Raw genomic sequence first — 16532 nt, forward strand, 5'->3', positions numbered from 1 at the left:
CAGTAAAATTTATTTTATGCATAAAAAAATGAGAGACTTGCATCAGCCTCTCATTTAAGAATTCATAATACTATACACTTACGACTCTGACCGCATCGGTTTTAGCGTTTTGCTCCATTTTAAAAGCTCGTCTAGCATACCTGTTGCCGCTTTTTTTGATTTGTCGTTGACAACCAACTCATTTTGTTCATTGATGCTTTCAGTAAAAAATGGCAAATTCACTCCTTCCGACAGAACCACCGTTTTGAAAACAGCCAGATCTGCTCTCAGGTTGGTCGCTGCCCGTGTTCCCGCGGAAATCCCGCCGTAGCTCACCACGCTTGCCGGTTTGTGTCCCCACTCCAGCACCAGGTATTCCAGTGCATTACGTAATGGAGCAGGATAGTTAGAATTGTATTCAGCAGTTACAAATATAAATGCATCTGCTTCGTCAATCACTGCACTCCATTTTTTGGTGTGTTCATGTTCGTACTGGCGCAATGCCGGATGCTTGGGCTCATTCATCAACGGCAAATCAATTTCCGCCAGATCCAATAATTCCACGTCGAAGTACCCATACTGACGGGCTACATCCAGAATCCACGCCGCTACAACCGGACCTTTTCTTCCAGGACGCACGGTCGAAGTAATTACTTTTAATTTATACATATTTCCGATTTTTGGTGGTGACAGGTTTGAGATATATTCCTGTTCTCGTCTTTGCAAATACAAATTGTGTGCCTTCCCCAGGATTTAATGCATTCAACCATTTTGATCAGACAAAGAGCCGCCCGAACAAATTGATATGCTCCTGGCAGCTCTTACCGGTATTTGATGCTCAGTAATTACTGTTTTACAAATCTGAATGTGCGACTGTCGGTATCACTGGAAATTTTGATCAGATACAAACCCGTTTTCAGATCAGGAAGGAAACTATTTGCCTGTTCACTGATTTTTTCCGGCGATCCTTTACCTGAAAACAAACCAACTCCTTCTTTGTTGTAAATGGTATAATTCAGATCGCGGTGACTGGCTCCCTCACCGGTAAATGTTAAATTGATTTGATCATACACAGGATTAGGATGGATCATGAGCTGCATCCCCGATTCCTCACCGAATTTCACCGTAATAATTCTGGAGTTGGTGAAGGTTCCATCCAAATCTGTTTGCTTTAATCTGTAATAAGACATGCCCTGCAATGGTGCTGTATCGATGGCGGAATAAGTTGCCAGACTCGTATTCCCTTTTGCATCCACCACGGAGATATCTTCAAACGAAACACCATCCGCAGAACGCTGAACTGTATAATGACTGTTATTTACTTCATCTGTTGTTTTCCACTCCAATTGTACCCCCGCCTTTACTGCCTTTGCCTGGAAGGATATCAATCTTACAGGCAGCGCACCGGAGAAGTCCAGGCTGATCAGAATAGGGTCGTGATCCGATGATCTGAACGGACTGTCTGCATCAGTGCGGGATGCGTTCGTGTATTGTAGAAAGGCCGGTTCTGTAGAGTTGATGTTCCATTTCTTCACACTTGTAAACGGAGCCATCGATGAGGACACCACTGCATGATCAAGAGAACCCAGTGCACCATCAAAATGGTAGGAGTAATCAGTAGCTGCACTAGGAACTTTCATTCCGCCTGCTCTCAAGATATCCATCGGATCTTCCTCGTAATAGGCATTGTAATCACCAACACTTATAGTCCGATTTGTACCGCCAGCTGTTTCCAATGCGTTGATAAAGCTCAAAAGTGCCACAGCCTGCGTTTTTCTTGTTGCATTAAATGGACTCTGACCGTCACCCTGATCCGCATCCGCCCCGGTTCCTGTTCCGCTTTTTGATTTAAAATGATTCACCACAAAGTTGAAGCGTTCCGCCGCAAATGCTCTGGCAACCGGAGTAGTCACAACAGTCTCAAAGGTTTGTCCCAGGAAAGGCCGCTGGCCTGACACAGCACTCAATGAGGCTGCGCCAGCAGGGGCTACCACTGCGGACTTGTAAATGATTGCACACTTAATTGCATCTGTATTGCCTGTTTGAATGTTTGTACCATCGTTGACAATTGCATAGGCATTAGGAGTTCCTAGTTCAGCATTCAACCCATTTACAAGATCCTGGACTGCCGAGAACTCGCCTACCCCATCGTTCTCAATTTCAATTAATCCTACCACATCCGCATTCATCTCAGCAAGTGCTTTGATAATTTTGCTTCTTTGGATAGCAAAGGCCGCAGCACTTGTAGCACCCCGTGATGTAGGAAAACCGCCTCCCTGGCCATTTCCATTGAAATAGTTTAACACGTTAAAACTGGCCAGTTTCACATCTGTTTTCGTAAACTTGGGCACAGTAGGACGCGTCACTGAAATCACCGGAGCATCAGCACCTTCAAGGGGTTGGATACGATATGCGTTGAATCCATAACCCATAATTCCTTTCAAAGAAGCAATTGTACTATTAACACGAACAGTTCCTAACGCCGGGTCCAGGTAGGGCGTCGTTGGAGGATTAGAAAGACCTGATCCATCATCCAAAAGAATTACTTTTGAAGCATTCGATGCAGCATAAGCAGTCACAGCAGCAGCATTGGATGTTCCGCTTGAACTGGTACCGGAAGCAGGATCATCATTCGGATCAATAATCTGTGTAGGAACATAAACGCTTCCGTTAGTTGAAAGACTGATCTCTCCGAATTGAGCCAGGCTCCTTACGTCGGAAACAATAAGTGGCGAAGCGAACTGTACACGCATACCTTCATATTTTTCTGCTCCTGCCGTTGAATAATCCGTATTATTAATGATTGCAAAAGAAGGCAATGGGTTATTTTGTGTCAGTACCGAGATATCCGGTGAAGTAATTACAGCCTGATTGAATGAAGGAGCTGCAGCGTTTTCCTGCACTTCGCCAATCACACGCACCTGATCTCCTACCTGAACAGTGGCATTCGTAGCCACCACAAATATTCCTTCAGAAGTATTGATATCATTATCTGCATCTGCATCTTCCTCCTGTATGTAGAAACCTGCCGGACTAAGGGTATTGTACACTCCGGTTACAATTGCTTCAACCATATATGCTCCCGGAGTCGCCTGTTGGCCTGATCCCTGGATCTGGCTGATTTTGGTAACAGTTGTTGGTGGTACAATTCCATTTACTGAAAGCGAAACATTTGCTGATGAAGCAAGATTCGCATGTGCCAGAGTAAGCGCACCCGATACGATACCTGCCGTGACTGGTTGTGCGATAACATAAATGGTAACGCCGGCAACGGCACGCTCCGATTCTGCTATTATAACAGAAGTAGTGTAGGGCCCACCTGCTGTTTTTGATATCTGAAAAGGTCCGTCGGCTGAAATTGTTGCATCGCTAGCATCCAGATTTGCAAATCTTATCAGAATTGTTTTTTCAGCTGAACTGGTATTTGCATTTACTCTTTCAAAATCCAAAGTAGCGGGTGTCGACGTAATCTTTGGCGCTGTGCTGGGTGCTGCGGGTTCTACCGGAGATGCTGAGTTTTGAGGAGATGGCAAACCTGCCTTGAAGTCCAGATTATTCCGGTCACTATCCCAACCGTTTCCTTCATGATCCACCCATAGCCCATCACCGGAAGCACGCTCGACAGAATTAATATTACTTGGCGCAGGCGTAGGACCAGAGCCTTCAAAAAAACTGGCTGTTGTTCCGAAGCCCACAAAATCAATCAGGGCAGGTGAACTTGGAGTGGTTGTGGACAAAGCAGTAGTGCTACTGCACAATGCTATCTTACCTGCAGCTCCTGCCATATTAGCAGAGCCGCTTGCATCATGAGCTGGTAACGCTGTTCCTACAGCAGCATTGTTTGTTGCGAGGCGAATCAGATAGTAACCCCTTGCCTTGATAGAACCGGATAGTGCAGTGACATTCCAATTTTCTCCGGTTGCCGAAGCATACTGAACGGAATGGTTAGCCAAGCTTATATCACCGTCTGTAGGATTATATAACTCAACAAAATCATAATTATAACTTGCATTGGCATTTCCCCCACCACCATATACTTCACTGATCACCACGTGATTTGCAATCTGCGCTTTGATCTGGAAGAAGCCGGTAAAGAGGATACTTAGGAGTAGAAGTTTTAGTCTCATTAGCGTTGATATATTTGAATTTATTCTAGATAAAAAATCAAATATATACTATACAAAACGCCCACATGTGACGGTTTTATTAAGATTTCAAAAGCACGGGAAAGTTGTTTGTATTGTCCAAGAAGTTAATCAAATCATATTAAAAACAGTAAGGGGAGGTAATGCCTGAACACCCTCCCCTGACCAATGACTTAGATAGCCTGTATTCTATTCCTTGGGGCCAAACTCGCCATCAGCAACAATGGTCACTTCTTCACTTAACATCGGTGGAGCAAACTTGCCACCCAAATCAAAATCAGCGCGTTTGATCTTTCCCGTGGCCCTGAAGCCGGCAACTGGTTTTTTAGACATCGGATTATCGATCGTTCCTCTGTACCAAAGCTCCAGCGTAACAGGTTTGGTCACTCCGTGCATGGTCAGATTACCAATTAAGGTGTATTTGTCTTTGCCAGCACTTTTCAGTGAAGTACTTTTAAAAGTAAGTTCAGGATTTTTCTCCGCATCGAAAAAATCTGCAGATCTGAGGTGATCGTCGCGCTTATCAATACCGGTATTGATTGATTTCGTTTTGGCAGTAAGCTGGAAAACAGCATCACTGAAATCAGCTTTGGAACCAGTAACCGTTGCGTCAAAATCACTGAATGCACCGCTGACAGTCGACACGCCAAGGTGCGTAATGTCAAACTTAAGCTGGGAATGTGCCTTATCATTTTGCCATACCGATTGGGCAAATGCACCTGCAGATATTAATGCCAGTTGCAAGATCATAAAAAGCTTTTTCATCATTTTTGTGTTTATTGATTCAATTAATAAAACTACTACAACGACAAGTTAGGCATTTTCTCAGCACAGAACCATATACGCATAGGCGGTATTGGAAATACTAATCATTTCATAACAGAAATGCCGGAAAACCCTTCGGCATTTCCGGCATTTCTATAGCACTTTCAATCAACAGGTTACAGTAAGGCGGCACCAAATACACCGGCACTGTCACCCAGACGAGGTTTTAAAATTGGCGTAGTGATCACACCTTTATTAAAAATGTATTTCTTAATACGTTCATAGCCTTCGGTATAAAGCAGGTCAATATTTCCTACTCCTCCACCGATCACGATCAAACCCGGATCAAGTACATTAACGAGTGTAGAAATAGCTCTTCCGTAATACTCCAGTAACCGTTCAATTGTAGCATTGGCAAACTCATTGTTTCCGCTCTGATATTCTTCCAAAATCGTTTTCAGTGATTTTTTCTCGCCGCTGATTCTCTCGTAGTGACGTTCCAGCGCCGGTCCTGCAATAACCTGCTCTACGCAGCCTTGCTTTCCACAGTAACAGGCCTCGCCATTTTCTTCCAGTATATTGTGTCCCCACTCTCCTCCGATACCGTGATGTCCGCCAATGATTTTATTATTTACGACCAATCCGCCTCCTACACCTGTGCCCATAATGACCCCGAATACAACTTCAGCTTTCGGGTAGTCCTTACCTGCTCCCATCAGCGCTTCGGCAAGTGCAAAACAGTTGGCATCATTAGCAAGCTGGCATGGAATCCCAAGTAATGATTCCAGATCCTTACCCATCGCTTTTCCGTTCAGGCAGGTTGTATTGGAATTTTTCATCAATTGCGTGTCAGGCTCTAATACACCCGGTGTGGCAAATCCAAGTCTGGAAGGACGCTCACCCACTTCATCGGCTACAAGATCAATCAGTTTTTTAATCTGAGATAAAATATGGTCATATCCATTTACTGACTCTGTAGGCAATCGCTTGCGTGTAATTACTTCCAGGTTATTATCTGAATCCAAAACGGCACATTCAATCTTCGTACCTCCTAAATCTATTCCCCAAAGTTTCATATTTGTTGGCTGTCGGCTATCAGCTGTCGGCTGTGGGCCATTTTATTAATTACTAAATAACTTTTAAGCTTTACTGCACCATTCTAGCGCACCTTATAAAATTTATATCCGAAAAAGAAAATGACTGTATAGCAAATGATAGGCAGATAGTATGCCATAGCAACATCATGCTCTGCAACCGCACCCATCGCAAACGGGAAAAATGCTCCTCCTACAACCCCCATCGAAATGAATGAAGATGCCTGTTGTGTATGTGCTCCCAGGTTTTTTAAACCCAAACTAAAAATCGTAGGGAACATGATACTAAAGAAGAAATTCAGCATCAGCAGCGCAATAAACGACGGCCAACCCCAACTTTGCGCAATCATCAAACACATCACAATGTTACAGGCCGCAAAAATAGCCAGCAGCGAATGAGGAGCGATATACTTCATCAGAAACGTTCCTACGAAACGTCCCGTGAGCATTAAAACAAAGAACAGGATCATGTAGTTACCTGCTACCTCATCGGTAAAACCCATTTTTTCATGGCCGTAATTGATGAAAAATGCCCAGGTACCGGCTTGCGCTGCTGTATTGAAAAACTGCGCTACTACAGCCCAAACAAAATGTTTATGTTCAAAAAGTGATTTCCCCGGAGCAGCATCTGTGTTTACTGCATCCAAATCGACAGCGACATGCGGATCGGTAAGGGTAGGAACTTTAACAAAAGAGAATAATACTGCAATTGTTGCGATAATGCTACCGATGACAATGTAAAGGGTTTTGACCGAAGTAAGATCACTGCTGCCTTCCACATTGTTTCTAAGCAGGAAATAAGAACCTACCGCAGGACCAATAATGGTGCCGAGGGCATTAAATGCCTGAGCAAAATTGATCCGCAAATCGCTCGTGCGCTGATCACCCAAAGATGCGACAAACGGATGAGCAACCGTCTCCAGGGTTGCCAGCCCGCAACCCAAAACAAACAAAGCCCCTCCAAAGAAGGGAAAGGAAGCCGCCGCAGCCGCCGGAACAAACAGGAATGCACCAACAGCAAAAAGCGTCAGGCCGAACAACACACCATTTTTATATCCGAACCGCTTCATAAACAATCCCGCCGGAATCCCCATGATACCATAGGCACCAAAAATCGCAAACTGTACGAAGGCAGACTGCGTTTTAGAAAGGCTTAATGTATGCTGAAAATGTTTGTTCAATACATCTCCCATGGTAATCGCAATTCCCCAGAACATGAACAGGGACGTGACGAAGATGAGTGTGACAAGGTATTTCTGATCTGTGAATTTGGCTGGCGCTGCGGAATCGACAGGCGATGTAAGGTTACTCATTTAGCTGAATAGTAAAAATAAATGTAAGGTAGGTTCTATTTCTGCAAATGTAATTGACAGAAACGTAAAAACTGCTTTGCGGCAAAAGTTTTGGATTGGTCCCAGTCTGAGGTCTGTCAGCAGTAGCAAATTACTCAGCCCTGAAACAAAAAATGCTGCAGGTTAGCAAACCCACAGCATCATACCATAAACAATTCTCCGACTGCTTAAAAGCGTGCCTTAAACTGCAACTCCCATTCCTATCAGCTGCCCTTCAATCGCGCTTAACTGTGCAAACATTTCATCCCTGTAAGCCTTGGTCTGATTGCCTAGCTGAGGCACTAGCTCCTTATAATATTCAATACCCACCAGCAGCTGATCTTTAAACTTCTGAAGGTATTTCTTCTTTTTATCATTCAGAGCAGCAGCATGCATCTCCAAATCTCTACGGTAATGCTCCACATATAGATTCAGCTCGTTGATGAACATATTTGGGCGACTCACATGGGTGAGCAGATCAACCTTCCCATAAATGTGTTTCACCATCTCGTCCAGTGAATATACCCTCGAAAACCAGGCAAGGTTCGGTCCCGGACAGATAGATACCGCGTGATTTTCTCTTGGGGATAACAGTTTATTTTTAAGCAAAGTGGATGTACTCAGCCCTTCACACAAACACAGTTTCTCCGTAATGGCATCAAACTGCTGTTGAAAATCTGCGGGCCGTGGCTCCAGGGCTTCGAGCTGTTTAATTTTCAACCTTTGATATTCTCTTGACGCCGTGCAGATCGGTTCTTGTGTAAATTCGGTATTGGATACGAGGTATTTCTTTTTGCATGGACTTCCCGGGCGCCCTTTGGCAATTCTTTCCAGACGCTGTTTTTCAGCACTGCTCTTTTTGAAATTATTAAAAAGTACACCCAGCGGAGAAGAATTACTGACGTAATAATCATCTTGATTGGCAGCAGTGAGATCCGATAAGGTTTGCTCGTCCACACTGGTAACTTCAGGGACAAGCAAAAACGGACTACCCCATCCTGTGGCATCTACCTGATAATGATCCAGCAGGAAGCTGTTTTCATCAGCGGTTCCGATTCCACCCTGAACAGTGATGCGTAGATCCGGAATTTTGCTGAGTTCAATTTCTTTGCTTTCCAGTGCAGTTTGATAAAGCTGAAAAAGATCTGTAAGCATTTCCTGGCGTTTTGCCTTAAATTCTTCCAAAATAGGTCCTAATAAATACCCTTCCGTAGCAAAAGCATGACCACCACAGTTCAGGCCGGATTCAATCCGAAATTCTGAAACCCAGATACCTTTTTTGGCAAGATACTTAGCCTGAATGAAGGCCGAACGAAAATCACTTACCTTCAGAATAATCTTCTTAGCCAGATTTCCCTGTGCATCAGGAAAAAACACATCAAACTGATCCAGGTAGTTGTACAGTCTTGGATTCATTCCGGCAGACAAAACCAGCGAGGATTGAAGTGTACTTTTTGCGAATCCGAGTAATGCCGCAGAAGCATCTGAAAAACGGTCATCAAGCTGCTGACCGAATACATCTTTGTTCAGCTTATCGACCTTTGACATAATGTTTACGTCAATGGCTCCTTTTGATATTTTCTTTCTCAATTGATTCTGAGCTGTATCCCGCTGCTCACCCTCCGGCATTCGCATCACCAGGTTGTATTCCGCTTTGAGCAGCGAACTTTCCGGTAGCAAATCAAAATAGCGGGTGATGTCGGTTCCGGGCTCAAAAGGTTCTTTGCGTAAGTTCTGGAATTTCCTGTCAATAATCCTGTCGATCAGATCCAGATAGCCGGTTATCCGTTTACTTCTGAAATCATCCTCTGATTTCGGTATATGAACATATTCTTCACCTGCCTGGAGTGCATGGTGCTTTCTCATACGTTCTATCATTTCGTCGTCAACGATAGAAGCAACGGATGAAATACCGAAGGGAGATACTTTAACAGGGGTATCAACAGAATATCCCAAGCCTAGAACGGGGATATGAAATGTATGCGTTTGGTTTGTCTGGATCATGATTTGCCGGAAGCAATAAATTTGAAGATCCAAAAATAAAGCAACTAAACGCGGTAAAAATTGACTTCTGTTAGCAGTTGTACTGATATAAGTCAGTCCTGAAATAGGGCTAAATACCCAGTTCCGGTCCCACATGCTCCAGCCATAGCCTTGCCATCAATTCGTGTCCGGCGGGCATGGGATGTATTCCATCCCATATCCAGTAATCCGCAGGCGCTTTATCCAATGCCTTTGTGAAAGCAGACTGATACGGTATCAGTATTGCTCCGAATTCATCGGCCAGTTTCCTGACAATTTCCTGTCTTTGACTCAATTCGTATTCGTACAATGATAAGCGTTCCCTAACCCTTCCAACAGGCAGAATAAAAGGCTCTCCGAGTACTAATTTTGTTTCGGGCAATTTCTCTCTTGTCTTTTGAAGCAGACTCCTGTAATTGGTTTCAAAGCTGTGGGTAGTCAACGTCTGATTCCCTTTTATATAAGCTTCCGCATCATTAATTCCGACCAGAATACTCAGCCACGCCGGATCAATATCTACGGTATCACTTTGCCAGCGGTTGGCCAGATCTGTCACCTGATTACCGCTAATACCCCGATTATAGAAGTAAAAGCCTTTTTCAGGGAAATCATACCAGAGCTTGCTTGCAATGGTGTAGGCATAACCATGGCCCATTACGTGGTTCCAGTCGTTGTTCCGGCTACGATTCCCATCTGTAACAGAATCGCCCTGAAATAAAATTTTCAAACGGGCAGGTATCTCAGGCTGGCTAACCGCTCCTATAGCCTTATCGGCATAAGCGGAAGCAAGTCCACAAGCAACGATACCTTTGATAAATTTCCTCCTACTCATGGCAAACTACTTGGTCTTATTAAAATAATTACTCATAAACAGCATTTGGTATTGCACTGCATTTTTCCAGTACGGCCAGTTATGTCCACCAGGACGGGTGATATAGTCATGAGGAATATTTCTGTAAATGAGTTCCTGATGCAGGTTTTCATTCACTTTGTAGAAGAAATCATCTGTACCGCAGTCAATGATCAGCGCAAGAGAATTAGGTGTGAGTAAGTGAAGCAAATTGATCACCGTATTTTTTTCCCATGCTTCGGGCTGATCCGCATATTTACCCAATCGCTTTGCCATATCCCAATTGTTTGGGAAAGGACGAATGTCCACTCCCCCACTCATACTACCTGCCGCCCCAAACACATCCTGATGCCTGATCCCCAGATATAGCCCACCATGACCACCCATGCTTAAACCCGTAATACCGCGTCCGCTCCTGTCTTTTATTGTTTTGTATTTGCTATCGATAAAATTAACCAGCTCCTTGGATACATAGGTTTCGTATTTAAACTTTTCATCAACCGGACTATCCCAGTACCAGCTGCTATATCCGCCATCCGGGCAAACGATCATGATGTTGTACAAGTCCGCGGCTTTCTGAAAACCGTCACCTTTCTTCAGCCATCCATCGTAGCCATCGCTATATCCATGAAGAAGGTATACTACCGGCATCTCTTTAAGGGTTTCGTATTGGTCTGGTCTTACAACCACAGCCTTAATTTTTTTCTTCATCACATCGCTGTAGGTTTCAACGGTATCAATGATGGATGCATTTGCTGAGAACATCGTAATAGTCAGCAGCACGGCAAGCAGGTATTTCTTTATCATGGAAATATGAAGGTAAATGGATTTAAAAGATCAAATATAGATAACGACGTGCTACTGTGAATACCTGGTTTGCTTCCAGGCGCAAACAATATTGGATGTCATGAGATAATTTCTCTACAACTTTCCGCTCTTTTTGTGCCCGGATTCCCTGTGAATGTAGAAATCAGCATAAAAAGCGGCACTTTTTATGCTGGCACTTAAATTGGAATAAGCTCACCAACATACACAACGTATAAAACTAAACATCACTACAATGGGAAATCTTCTGTATACAATAGCCGTGATTCTGGTTATTCTTTGGCTTATTGGCTATTTCGGTTTTGCTAGCTTCGGCATGGGCAACATTATTCACATTTTATTGGTTATTGCTGTAGTGGCGGTGATACTTCGTGTGATCAGAGGCGACAGGGTCGTTTAACGATATTGATAAAAAAACTCCGGGAATTTCTATTTCCGGAGTTTTTTTGGCTTCTGATGATAATACCATGACACACGAAAAAATTTTGAGAAGGAAAGACGGTAGCCAGGTTAAGATATCTGTATGGCTTTACGTTCATGAGAACAAGTCGAATTGGGGCTATCTTATATTTCTGCAAGAACCCAATTCGGACCGCTGGCTTGATCCATTCTCCGACAGAGGTTATATATCCAGAGTGATCAAACCGAAGTTTCCTGCCGGTCCATATTCTGACACCTTCGATAATTATGTGACAAGAGAGGAAATTCTGAAAGCGAAACTGGAGCTTTGGCAGAAAATAAAGCCATCCTGAATTTTTATTTGCTATCCAGTATATCTTTTATAACCACCCAAACATTCTCTGCCAGAATTCTGTGTCCTTCCGCAGTTGGATGAATCCCATCCGCCTGATTCAGCTTTGCTTCTCCTCCTACACCTTCCAGTAAAAACGGAATAAGGACAATATTGTTCTTATCTGCTATTTCCTTATATACCGCCTTGAACTCGTTGGCGTATGTTTTCCCCATATTGGGCGGGATTTGCATGCCTGCCAAAACAAGTTTAGCATCGGGATACTTTGCTTTTACCTTATCAAGTATTTCCTGAAGATTCTTTTTCGTCTCTGATACCGGAATACCCCGCAGTCCGTCATTTCCTCCCAATTCAAGTACAAACACATCAAGTGGCTGTTTCAAAAGCCATTCGATACGGCTATTACCTCCGGCGGTGGTTTCTCCGCTCACGCCCGCATTGACCACCTTGTAAGCTAGTCCAAGTGAATCAATTCTTTTTTGAATCAATCCGGTAAAGGCTTCAGCAGGATCTTCCAGTCCGTAGCCGGCTGTAAGACTATTACCAAAAAACACAATCGTCTTCCTGGTTGCAGCCGGAGCAGCAGCCTGCTTGCGGGCTTCCCCTTTTTCTTCGGATTGCTTTTCGTTGTTACAGGAAGATAAAAAGATAATCGCTGTAAACAGCCAGCAAATTGTTTGTACATGTTTTAATAAAATGCGCTTAAAAGCCATATCGGGCATATTAATTTGAGAACCTTATCTATTGATTGATATAAAAGTAAAAAAACAATCTTTACCGCAGCAACAACCGCTCATTTACCTTTTCAAACCACTTACAACATAAATCGGCGAAAGTATATGAACTTAAGAACCAAAACACAGTAAATGAAGTTGCCAAAACTTAGCGTCACCTTTAATCTTAAATACGTAATCAATTGATGAATACCATACTTCGCCTTCACAATGTTGGCAAAATATATCAAAGCGGCAGCAATTCTCTTACTGTGTTGCAGGATGTTAACTTTTCTATTGAAGCGGGCTCAACCGTTTCCATTGTAGGTCCTTCAGGAAGTGGTAAGACAACCTTGCTGGGCTTATGCGCAGGATTAGATCGTGCCAGCAATGGCATTGTAGAGCTGTACGGTACAGAGCTGAACCAGTTATCCGAAGACCAGCTGGCAGCAGTAAGGAATGAACACATAGGATTTATATTCCAGAATTTTCAGCTGTTGCCAACACTTACAGCGCTGGAAAATGTGATGGTCCCTCTGGAACTGAGAGGGGAAAAAAATATCAAACCCCGAGCGCTGGACTTACTGGATAAAGTGGGATTAGCTGAAAGAAGTCATCACTACCCTACCCAGCTGAGCGGAGGTGAACAGCAACGTGTCTCGTTAGCACGTGCATTTTCGAATAAACCTAAGATACTCTTTGCTGACGAACCAACAGGGAATCTGGATGCTGAAACAAGCGAGAAGGTGGTCAAATTGCTTTTTGATCTGAACAAGGAAGCCGGCACAACTCTGATCGTGGTGACGCACGATCTGGAACTGGCAGCAAAAACCCAGCGGATTATTCGTGTAAAAGGCGGACAGATCATTCAGGATGAACCATCTGGAATTCGCTTTAACTAACCCTCACTTCTTGCATCAGAATTAATGAAACAATATGATTTAAATTTCCCGTGGCTGCTGAAAATGGCATGGCGCGACAGCCGTAAGAATAAATCCCGGCTTTTGCTGTTCATTTCTTCAATTATTCTGGGCATTGCTGCACTTGTAGCTATCTATTCTTTGGGAGATAACCTCAGAGATAATATTGACAGCCAGGCCGCTACGCTTATCGGCGCAGACCTGGCACTTTACAGCGGAAAGCCACTTGAAGAAAAGACAGCAAAACTTGTCAATCAACTCGGTAAGGAACGCTCCGAAGAAAGAAGCTTTGCATCTATGGTGGTTTTCCCAAAAAATGGTGGTAACCGTCTGGCTCAGGTAAAGGCGCTGAAAGGCGACTATCCTTATTATGGCGAATTTGAAACAGTTCCTGCCGAAGCCGGAAAAAACTTCAGAGCGGAACGTCAGGCACTGGTTGATCAGACGCTGATGCTACAATACCATGTGCAGGTAGGCGACTCTATTAAAATCGGTGAGGTAACCTTTGCCATTGCCGGCATTTTGCAAAAAGCACCCGGACAAACAGGCATTACCAGTACTGTAGCGCCGAGCGTTTATATTCCTATGCAGTTTCTGGATCAAACCGGGCTGATGCAAAAGGGCAGCCGGGTTGCATACAGACATTATATCAAGTATGCGCCGGGCACGGACGTGGAAGCACTGGTAGAAAAATTAAAGCCCGATTTTGAAAAAGCAGACCTGGATTACAGAACCGTTGAAAGTCAGAAGGAAGATACCGGAAGATCTTTCCGCGACCTGACCCGCTTTCTGACATTGGTCGGATTTGTTGCGTTGCTTCTGGGGTGCATAGGTGTAGCCAGCTCTGTTTATATCTACATCCGTGAAAAATTAAAGTCAATTGCAGTACTGCGTTGTTTAGGTGTGAAGGCCTATCAGGCAGTGATCATCTTTATGATTCAGATTGTTGGAATAGGACTTCTCGGATCAGTCATAGGTGCGGTATTGGGAACCATTATCCAGCAATTCTTACCAATGGTAATTAAGGATTTTCTGCCATTTGAATTAACTACAGATATATCCTGGCTTTCTATCGCACAAGGTGTGCTGATTGGAACACTGATTTCTATACTCTTTTCCCTTCCGCCTCTTTTGTCGATTAGAAAAGTTTCACCTTTGAATGTGCTCCGATCTAACGCAGATGACGCAAAAACTGAAAAAGATCCCGTTACATGGCTATTGTACGCACTCATTGTGCTTTTCGTTTTTGGCTTTGCCTGGCTTCAGATGCAATCATGGAAGCAGGCGCTTATTTTCACAGGCAGTATTCTGGCAGCGTTTGCTGTTTTGTATTTGACAGCGTTACTGTTAATTAATCTGACCAGACGCTTTTTTCCTACCTCCTGGAGCTATCTGTGGCGGCAGGGGTTAGCCAATTTATTCCGTCCCAACAACCAAACCGCAATTCTGATTGTATCCATAGGTCTTGGCACATCACTGATATGCACATTGCTGTTCACACAGGACATACTCCTAACAAGAGTCAATCTATCCACTAGCGGCAATCAGCCTAATATTGTCTTGTTTGACATTCAACCGGGACAAAAGGAGGAAGTGCTGAAAATAGCAAAGTTGTATAAAGTGCCCGTTAACCAGAGTGTTCCGATCGTCAATATGAGACTGGATGAAGTAAACGGCAAAACGGCATCAGACTTCCAGAAAGATACTACGGACAAGCAGTCGGCAAGAATTTTTGGCAGGGAATACCGTGTTACATTCAGGGATTCGATTACTAAAGCTGAAAAAATTACGGAAGGAAAATGGCAGGGTACATATAAGAATGATGGCTCACCAGTGCCTATATCTGTGGAACAGAGCTTTGCAACACGGAGCAGAATAAAGTTAGGTGATACGCTTACTTTCAATGTTCAGGGGACGATGATGCAGACAGCAGTTGCCAGTCTTCGCGATGTGAACTGGGGAGAAGTGCAAACAAACTTCTTAGTTGTATTTCCCAAGGGTGTTTTAGAAGAAGCGCCGCAATTTCATGTGATGCTCACTCATGTGCCGGATGCAGTGTCCTCGGCCCGTTTCCAACAGGCAATAGTGCAGGCCTTCCCTAATATCTCTATCATCGATCTTGCTTTGGTACTGCGCGTGCTGGATGAGATCTTTAACAAAATTGGTTTTGTGATCCGGTTTATGGCAGGATTCAGTATCCTTACAGGTATTATCGTACTGATTGCTTCCGTATTGATCAGCAAATACCAGCGTCTTCAGGAAAGCGTTTTACTGCGCACGCTGGGAGCAAGCCGCAAACAGATTTTTGCCATTACGGCACTGGAATACTTTTTCTTAGGAGCTCTGGCGGCGCTGACAGGTATACTATTATCCCTGGGTGGAAGCTGGGCACTTGCCAAATACAGTTTTGAAGCTGAGTTTACACCCGATTTTCTTCCTGTAGTCGCACTGTTCTTTGCTGTATCTGCACTCACTGTGTTGATTGGGCTGATCAATAGTCGCGGCATCCTCTCTCAACCACCATTACAGATTCTGCGGCAGGAATCCTGATGTTGAAATAAGTATGATAAAAAGCTATCTGACTATAACAGCAGTCGGATAGCTTTTTTGCTGTTTACCTTTTGGTATATGAACAGAATGACATATGTAAATACCTCCCTTCCTGCAAACGTTTGCACTAATACGTTATATTTATTATTTGTTTTTTCATGATAAATAAAAAAGCTTAGAAAGTACAAATACATCAGAACTTACCCCTGCGTAACAAAATCATAAATATGGGTTAACATTCAGGTAACATGGAAAGAGTTACTTCGCTGCCCTAATCAACAAAGACATCTGCACACGCATGAAGCATTAATAATCATATAATGTGACTTCATTGTCCTAAAACGACTAAAATCTGGCTACGCAGTTAATACTTGTATCCGCTTTTCCATTTTTTTACACATTTGAAAAAATTACAAACGTTTGCATCCGCTGTTCGGTATTTTACATTATTTATTTACATAATACAATTTGTAAATTGTCGAACATTTGATCAGAATCTCAGTCTGACAGACTGAATTATCCACTTTAATGTATTTACTAATCAAAATCAGTTTATGAAAAAAACCTCGACCTTTTCTATCAAAAGG

13 protein-coding genes are annotated in these 16532 nt (G+C 43.5%); 4 read left to right on the forward strand and 9 right to left on the reverse strand.

All coding sequences use genetic code 11. From position 1 onward, the window contains the following. Positions 1-78: 78 nt before the first annotated feature. From AC1XUE_RS13370 to AC1XUE_RS13405, 8 genes are all read right to left on the reverse strand, one after another. Positions 79-648, reverse strand: coding sequence for an NADPH-dependent FMN reductase (locus AC1XUE_RS13370; RefSeq protein WP_483356478.1), 570 nt, complete (start codon positions 646-648; stop codon positions 79-81). 176 nt (positions 649-824) lie between these two features. Next, complete coding sequence (locus AC1XUE_RS13375) at positions 825-4106, reverse strand: ExeM/NucH family extracellular endonuclease (RefSeq protein ID WP_483356479.1); 3282 nt, start codon at positions 4104-4106, stop codon at positions 825-827. A 207-nt stretch (positions 4107-4313) separates the two neighbouring features. Then, positions 4314-4892 carry a YceI family protein gene (locus AC1XUE_RS13380; protein ID WP_483356480.1) on the reverse strand — a complete coding sequence of 193 codons (579 nt, stop codon included), beginning with the start codon at positions 4890-4892 and terminating at the stop codon, positions 4314-4316. 173 nt (positions 4893-5065) lie between these two features. Continuing rightward, complete coding sequence (locus AC1XUE_RS13385; RefSeq protein ID WP_483356481.1) at positions 5066-5965, reverse strand: ROK family protein; 900 nt, start codon at positions 5963-5965, stop codon at positions 5066-5068. Positions 5966-6048: 83 nt separating this feature from the next. Next, complete coding sequence (gene fucP / locus AC1XUE_RS13390; RefSeq protein ID WP_483356482.1) at positions 6049-7296, reverse strand: L-fucose:H+ symporter permease; 1248 nt, start codon at positions 7294-7296, stop codon at positions 6049-6051. Between the two features lie 219 nt (positions 7297-7515). Then, positions 7516-9318, reverse strand: a complete 1803-nt coding sequence (locus AC1XUE_RS13395) for a hypothetical protein (RefSeq protein WP_483356483.1) — start codon at positions 9316-9318, stop codon at positions 7516-7518. Positions 9319-9427: 109 nt separating this feature from the next. Continuing rightward, complete coding sequence (locus AC1XUE_RS13400) at positions 9428-10168, reverse strand: SGNH/GDSL hydrolase family protein (RefSeq protein ID WP_483356484.1); 741 nt, start codon at positions 10166-10168, stop codon at positions 9428-9430. A 6-nt stretch (positions 10169-10174) separates the two neighbouring features. Further along, positions 10175-10993, reverse strand: coding sequence for an alpha/beta hydrolase (locus tag AC1XUE_RS13405; RefSeq protein ID WP_483356485.1), 819 nt, complete (start codon positions 10991-10993; stop codon positions 10175-10177). A gap of 253 nt (positions 10994-11246) precedes the next feature. Between AC1XUE_RS13405 and AC1XUE_RS13410 the strand changes: the two genes are divergently transcribed. After that, entirely contained in the window at positions 11247-11411 is a 165-nt protein-coding gene (locus AC1XUE_RS13410) for a lmo0937 family membrane protein (RefSeq protein ID WP_115829497.1), read from the forward strand. Between the two features lie 67 nt (positions 11412-11478). Next, a complete protein-coding gene (locus AC1XUE_RS13415) occupies positions 11479-11763 on the forward strand; it encodes a hypothetical protein (protein WP_483356486.1) in 285 nt (94 codons plus the stop codon). Between the two features lie 4 nt (positions 11764-11767). Here the strand turns inward: AC1XUE_RS13415 and AC1XUE_RS13420 are convergent, their stop codons facing one another. Further along, positions 11768-12475 (reverse strand): arylesterase, encoded by a 708-nt coding sequence (locus AC1XUE_RS13420; RefSeq protein WP_483356487.1) that lies wholly within the window; start codon positions 12473-12475, stop codon positions 11768-11770. Positions 12476-12681: 206 nt separating this feature from the next. On the opposite strand from AC1XUE_RS13420, the gene AC1XUE_RS13425 reads away from it, so the two are divergent. Together AC1XUE_RS13425 and AC1XUE_RS13430 are read left to right on the forward strand one after the other, a co-directional pair. Further along, positions 12682-13377, forward strand: a complete 696-nt coding sequence (locus AC1XUE_RS13425; protein WP_483356488.1) for an ABC transporter ATP-binding protein — start codon at positions 12682-12684, stop codon at positions 13375-13377. Positions 13378-13401: 24 nt separating this feature from the next. Then, positions 13402-15945, forward strand: coding sequence for an ABC transporter permease (locus AC1XUE_RS13430; protein ID WP_483356489.1), 2544 nt, complete (start codon positions 13402-13404; stop codon positions 15943-15945). Positions 15946-16532: the final 587 nt, after the last annotated feature.

It is taken from the genome of Dyadobacter sp. HNCC25DJ187 (genome assembly GCF_056895255.1).

Coding starts and splice junctions, on each gene's coding strand:
- AC1XUE_RS13370 (WP_483356478.1), bottom strand. CDS start 648: ATGTATAAATTAAAAGTAATTACTTCGACCGTGCGTCCTGGAAGAAAA.
- AC1XUE_RS13375 (WP_483356479.1), bottom strand. CDS start 4,106: ATGAGACTAAAACTTCTACTCCTAAGTATCCTCTTTACCGGCTTCTTC.
- AC1XUE_RS13380 (WP_483356480.1), bottom strand. CDS start 4,892: ATGATGAAAAAGCTTTTTATGATCTTGCAACTGGCATTAATATCTGCA.
- AC1XUE_RS13385 (WP_483356481.1), bottom strand. CDS start 5,965: ATGAAACTTTGGGGAATAGATTTAGGAGGTACGAAGATTGAATGTGCC.
- fucP (WP_483356482.1), bottom strand. CDS start 7,296: ATGAGTAACCTTACATCGCCTGTCGATTCCGCAGCGCCAGCCAAATTC.
- AC1XUE_RS13395 (WP_483356483.1), bottom strand. CDS start 9,318: ATGATCCAGACAAACCAAACGCATACATTTCATATCCCCGTTCTAGGC.
- AC1XUE_RS13400 (WP_483356484.1), bottom strand. CDS start 10,168: ATGAGTAGGAGGAAATTTATCAAAGGTATCGTTGCTTGTGGACTTGCT.
- AC1XUE_RS13405 (WP_483356485.1), bottom strand. CDS start 10,993: ATGATAAAGAAATACCTGCTTGCCGTGCTGCTGACTATTACGATGTTC.
- AC1XUE_RS13410 (WP_115829497.1), top strand. CDS start 11,247: ATGGGAAATCTTCTGTATACAATAGCCGTGATTCTGGTTATTCTTTGG.
- AC1XUE_RS13415 (WP_483356486.1), top strand. CDS start 11,479: ATGACACACGAAAAAATTTTGAGAAGGAAAGACGGTAGCCAGGTTAAG.
- AC1XUE_RS13420 (WP_483356487.1), bottom strand. CDS start 12,475: ATGGCTTTTAAGCGCATTTTATTAAAACATGTACAAACAATTTGCTGG.
- AC1XUE_RS13425 (WP_483356488.1), top strand. CDS start 12,682: ATGAATACCATACTTCGCCTTCACAATGTTGGCAAAATATATCAAAGC.
- AC1XUE_RS13430 (WP_483356489.1), top strand. CDS start 13,402: ATGAAACAATATGATTTAAATTTCCCGTGGCTGCTGAAAATGGCATGG.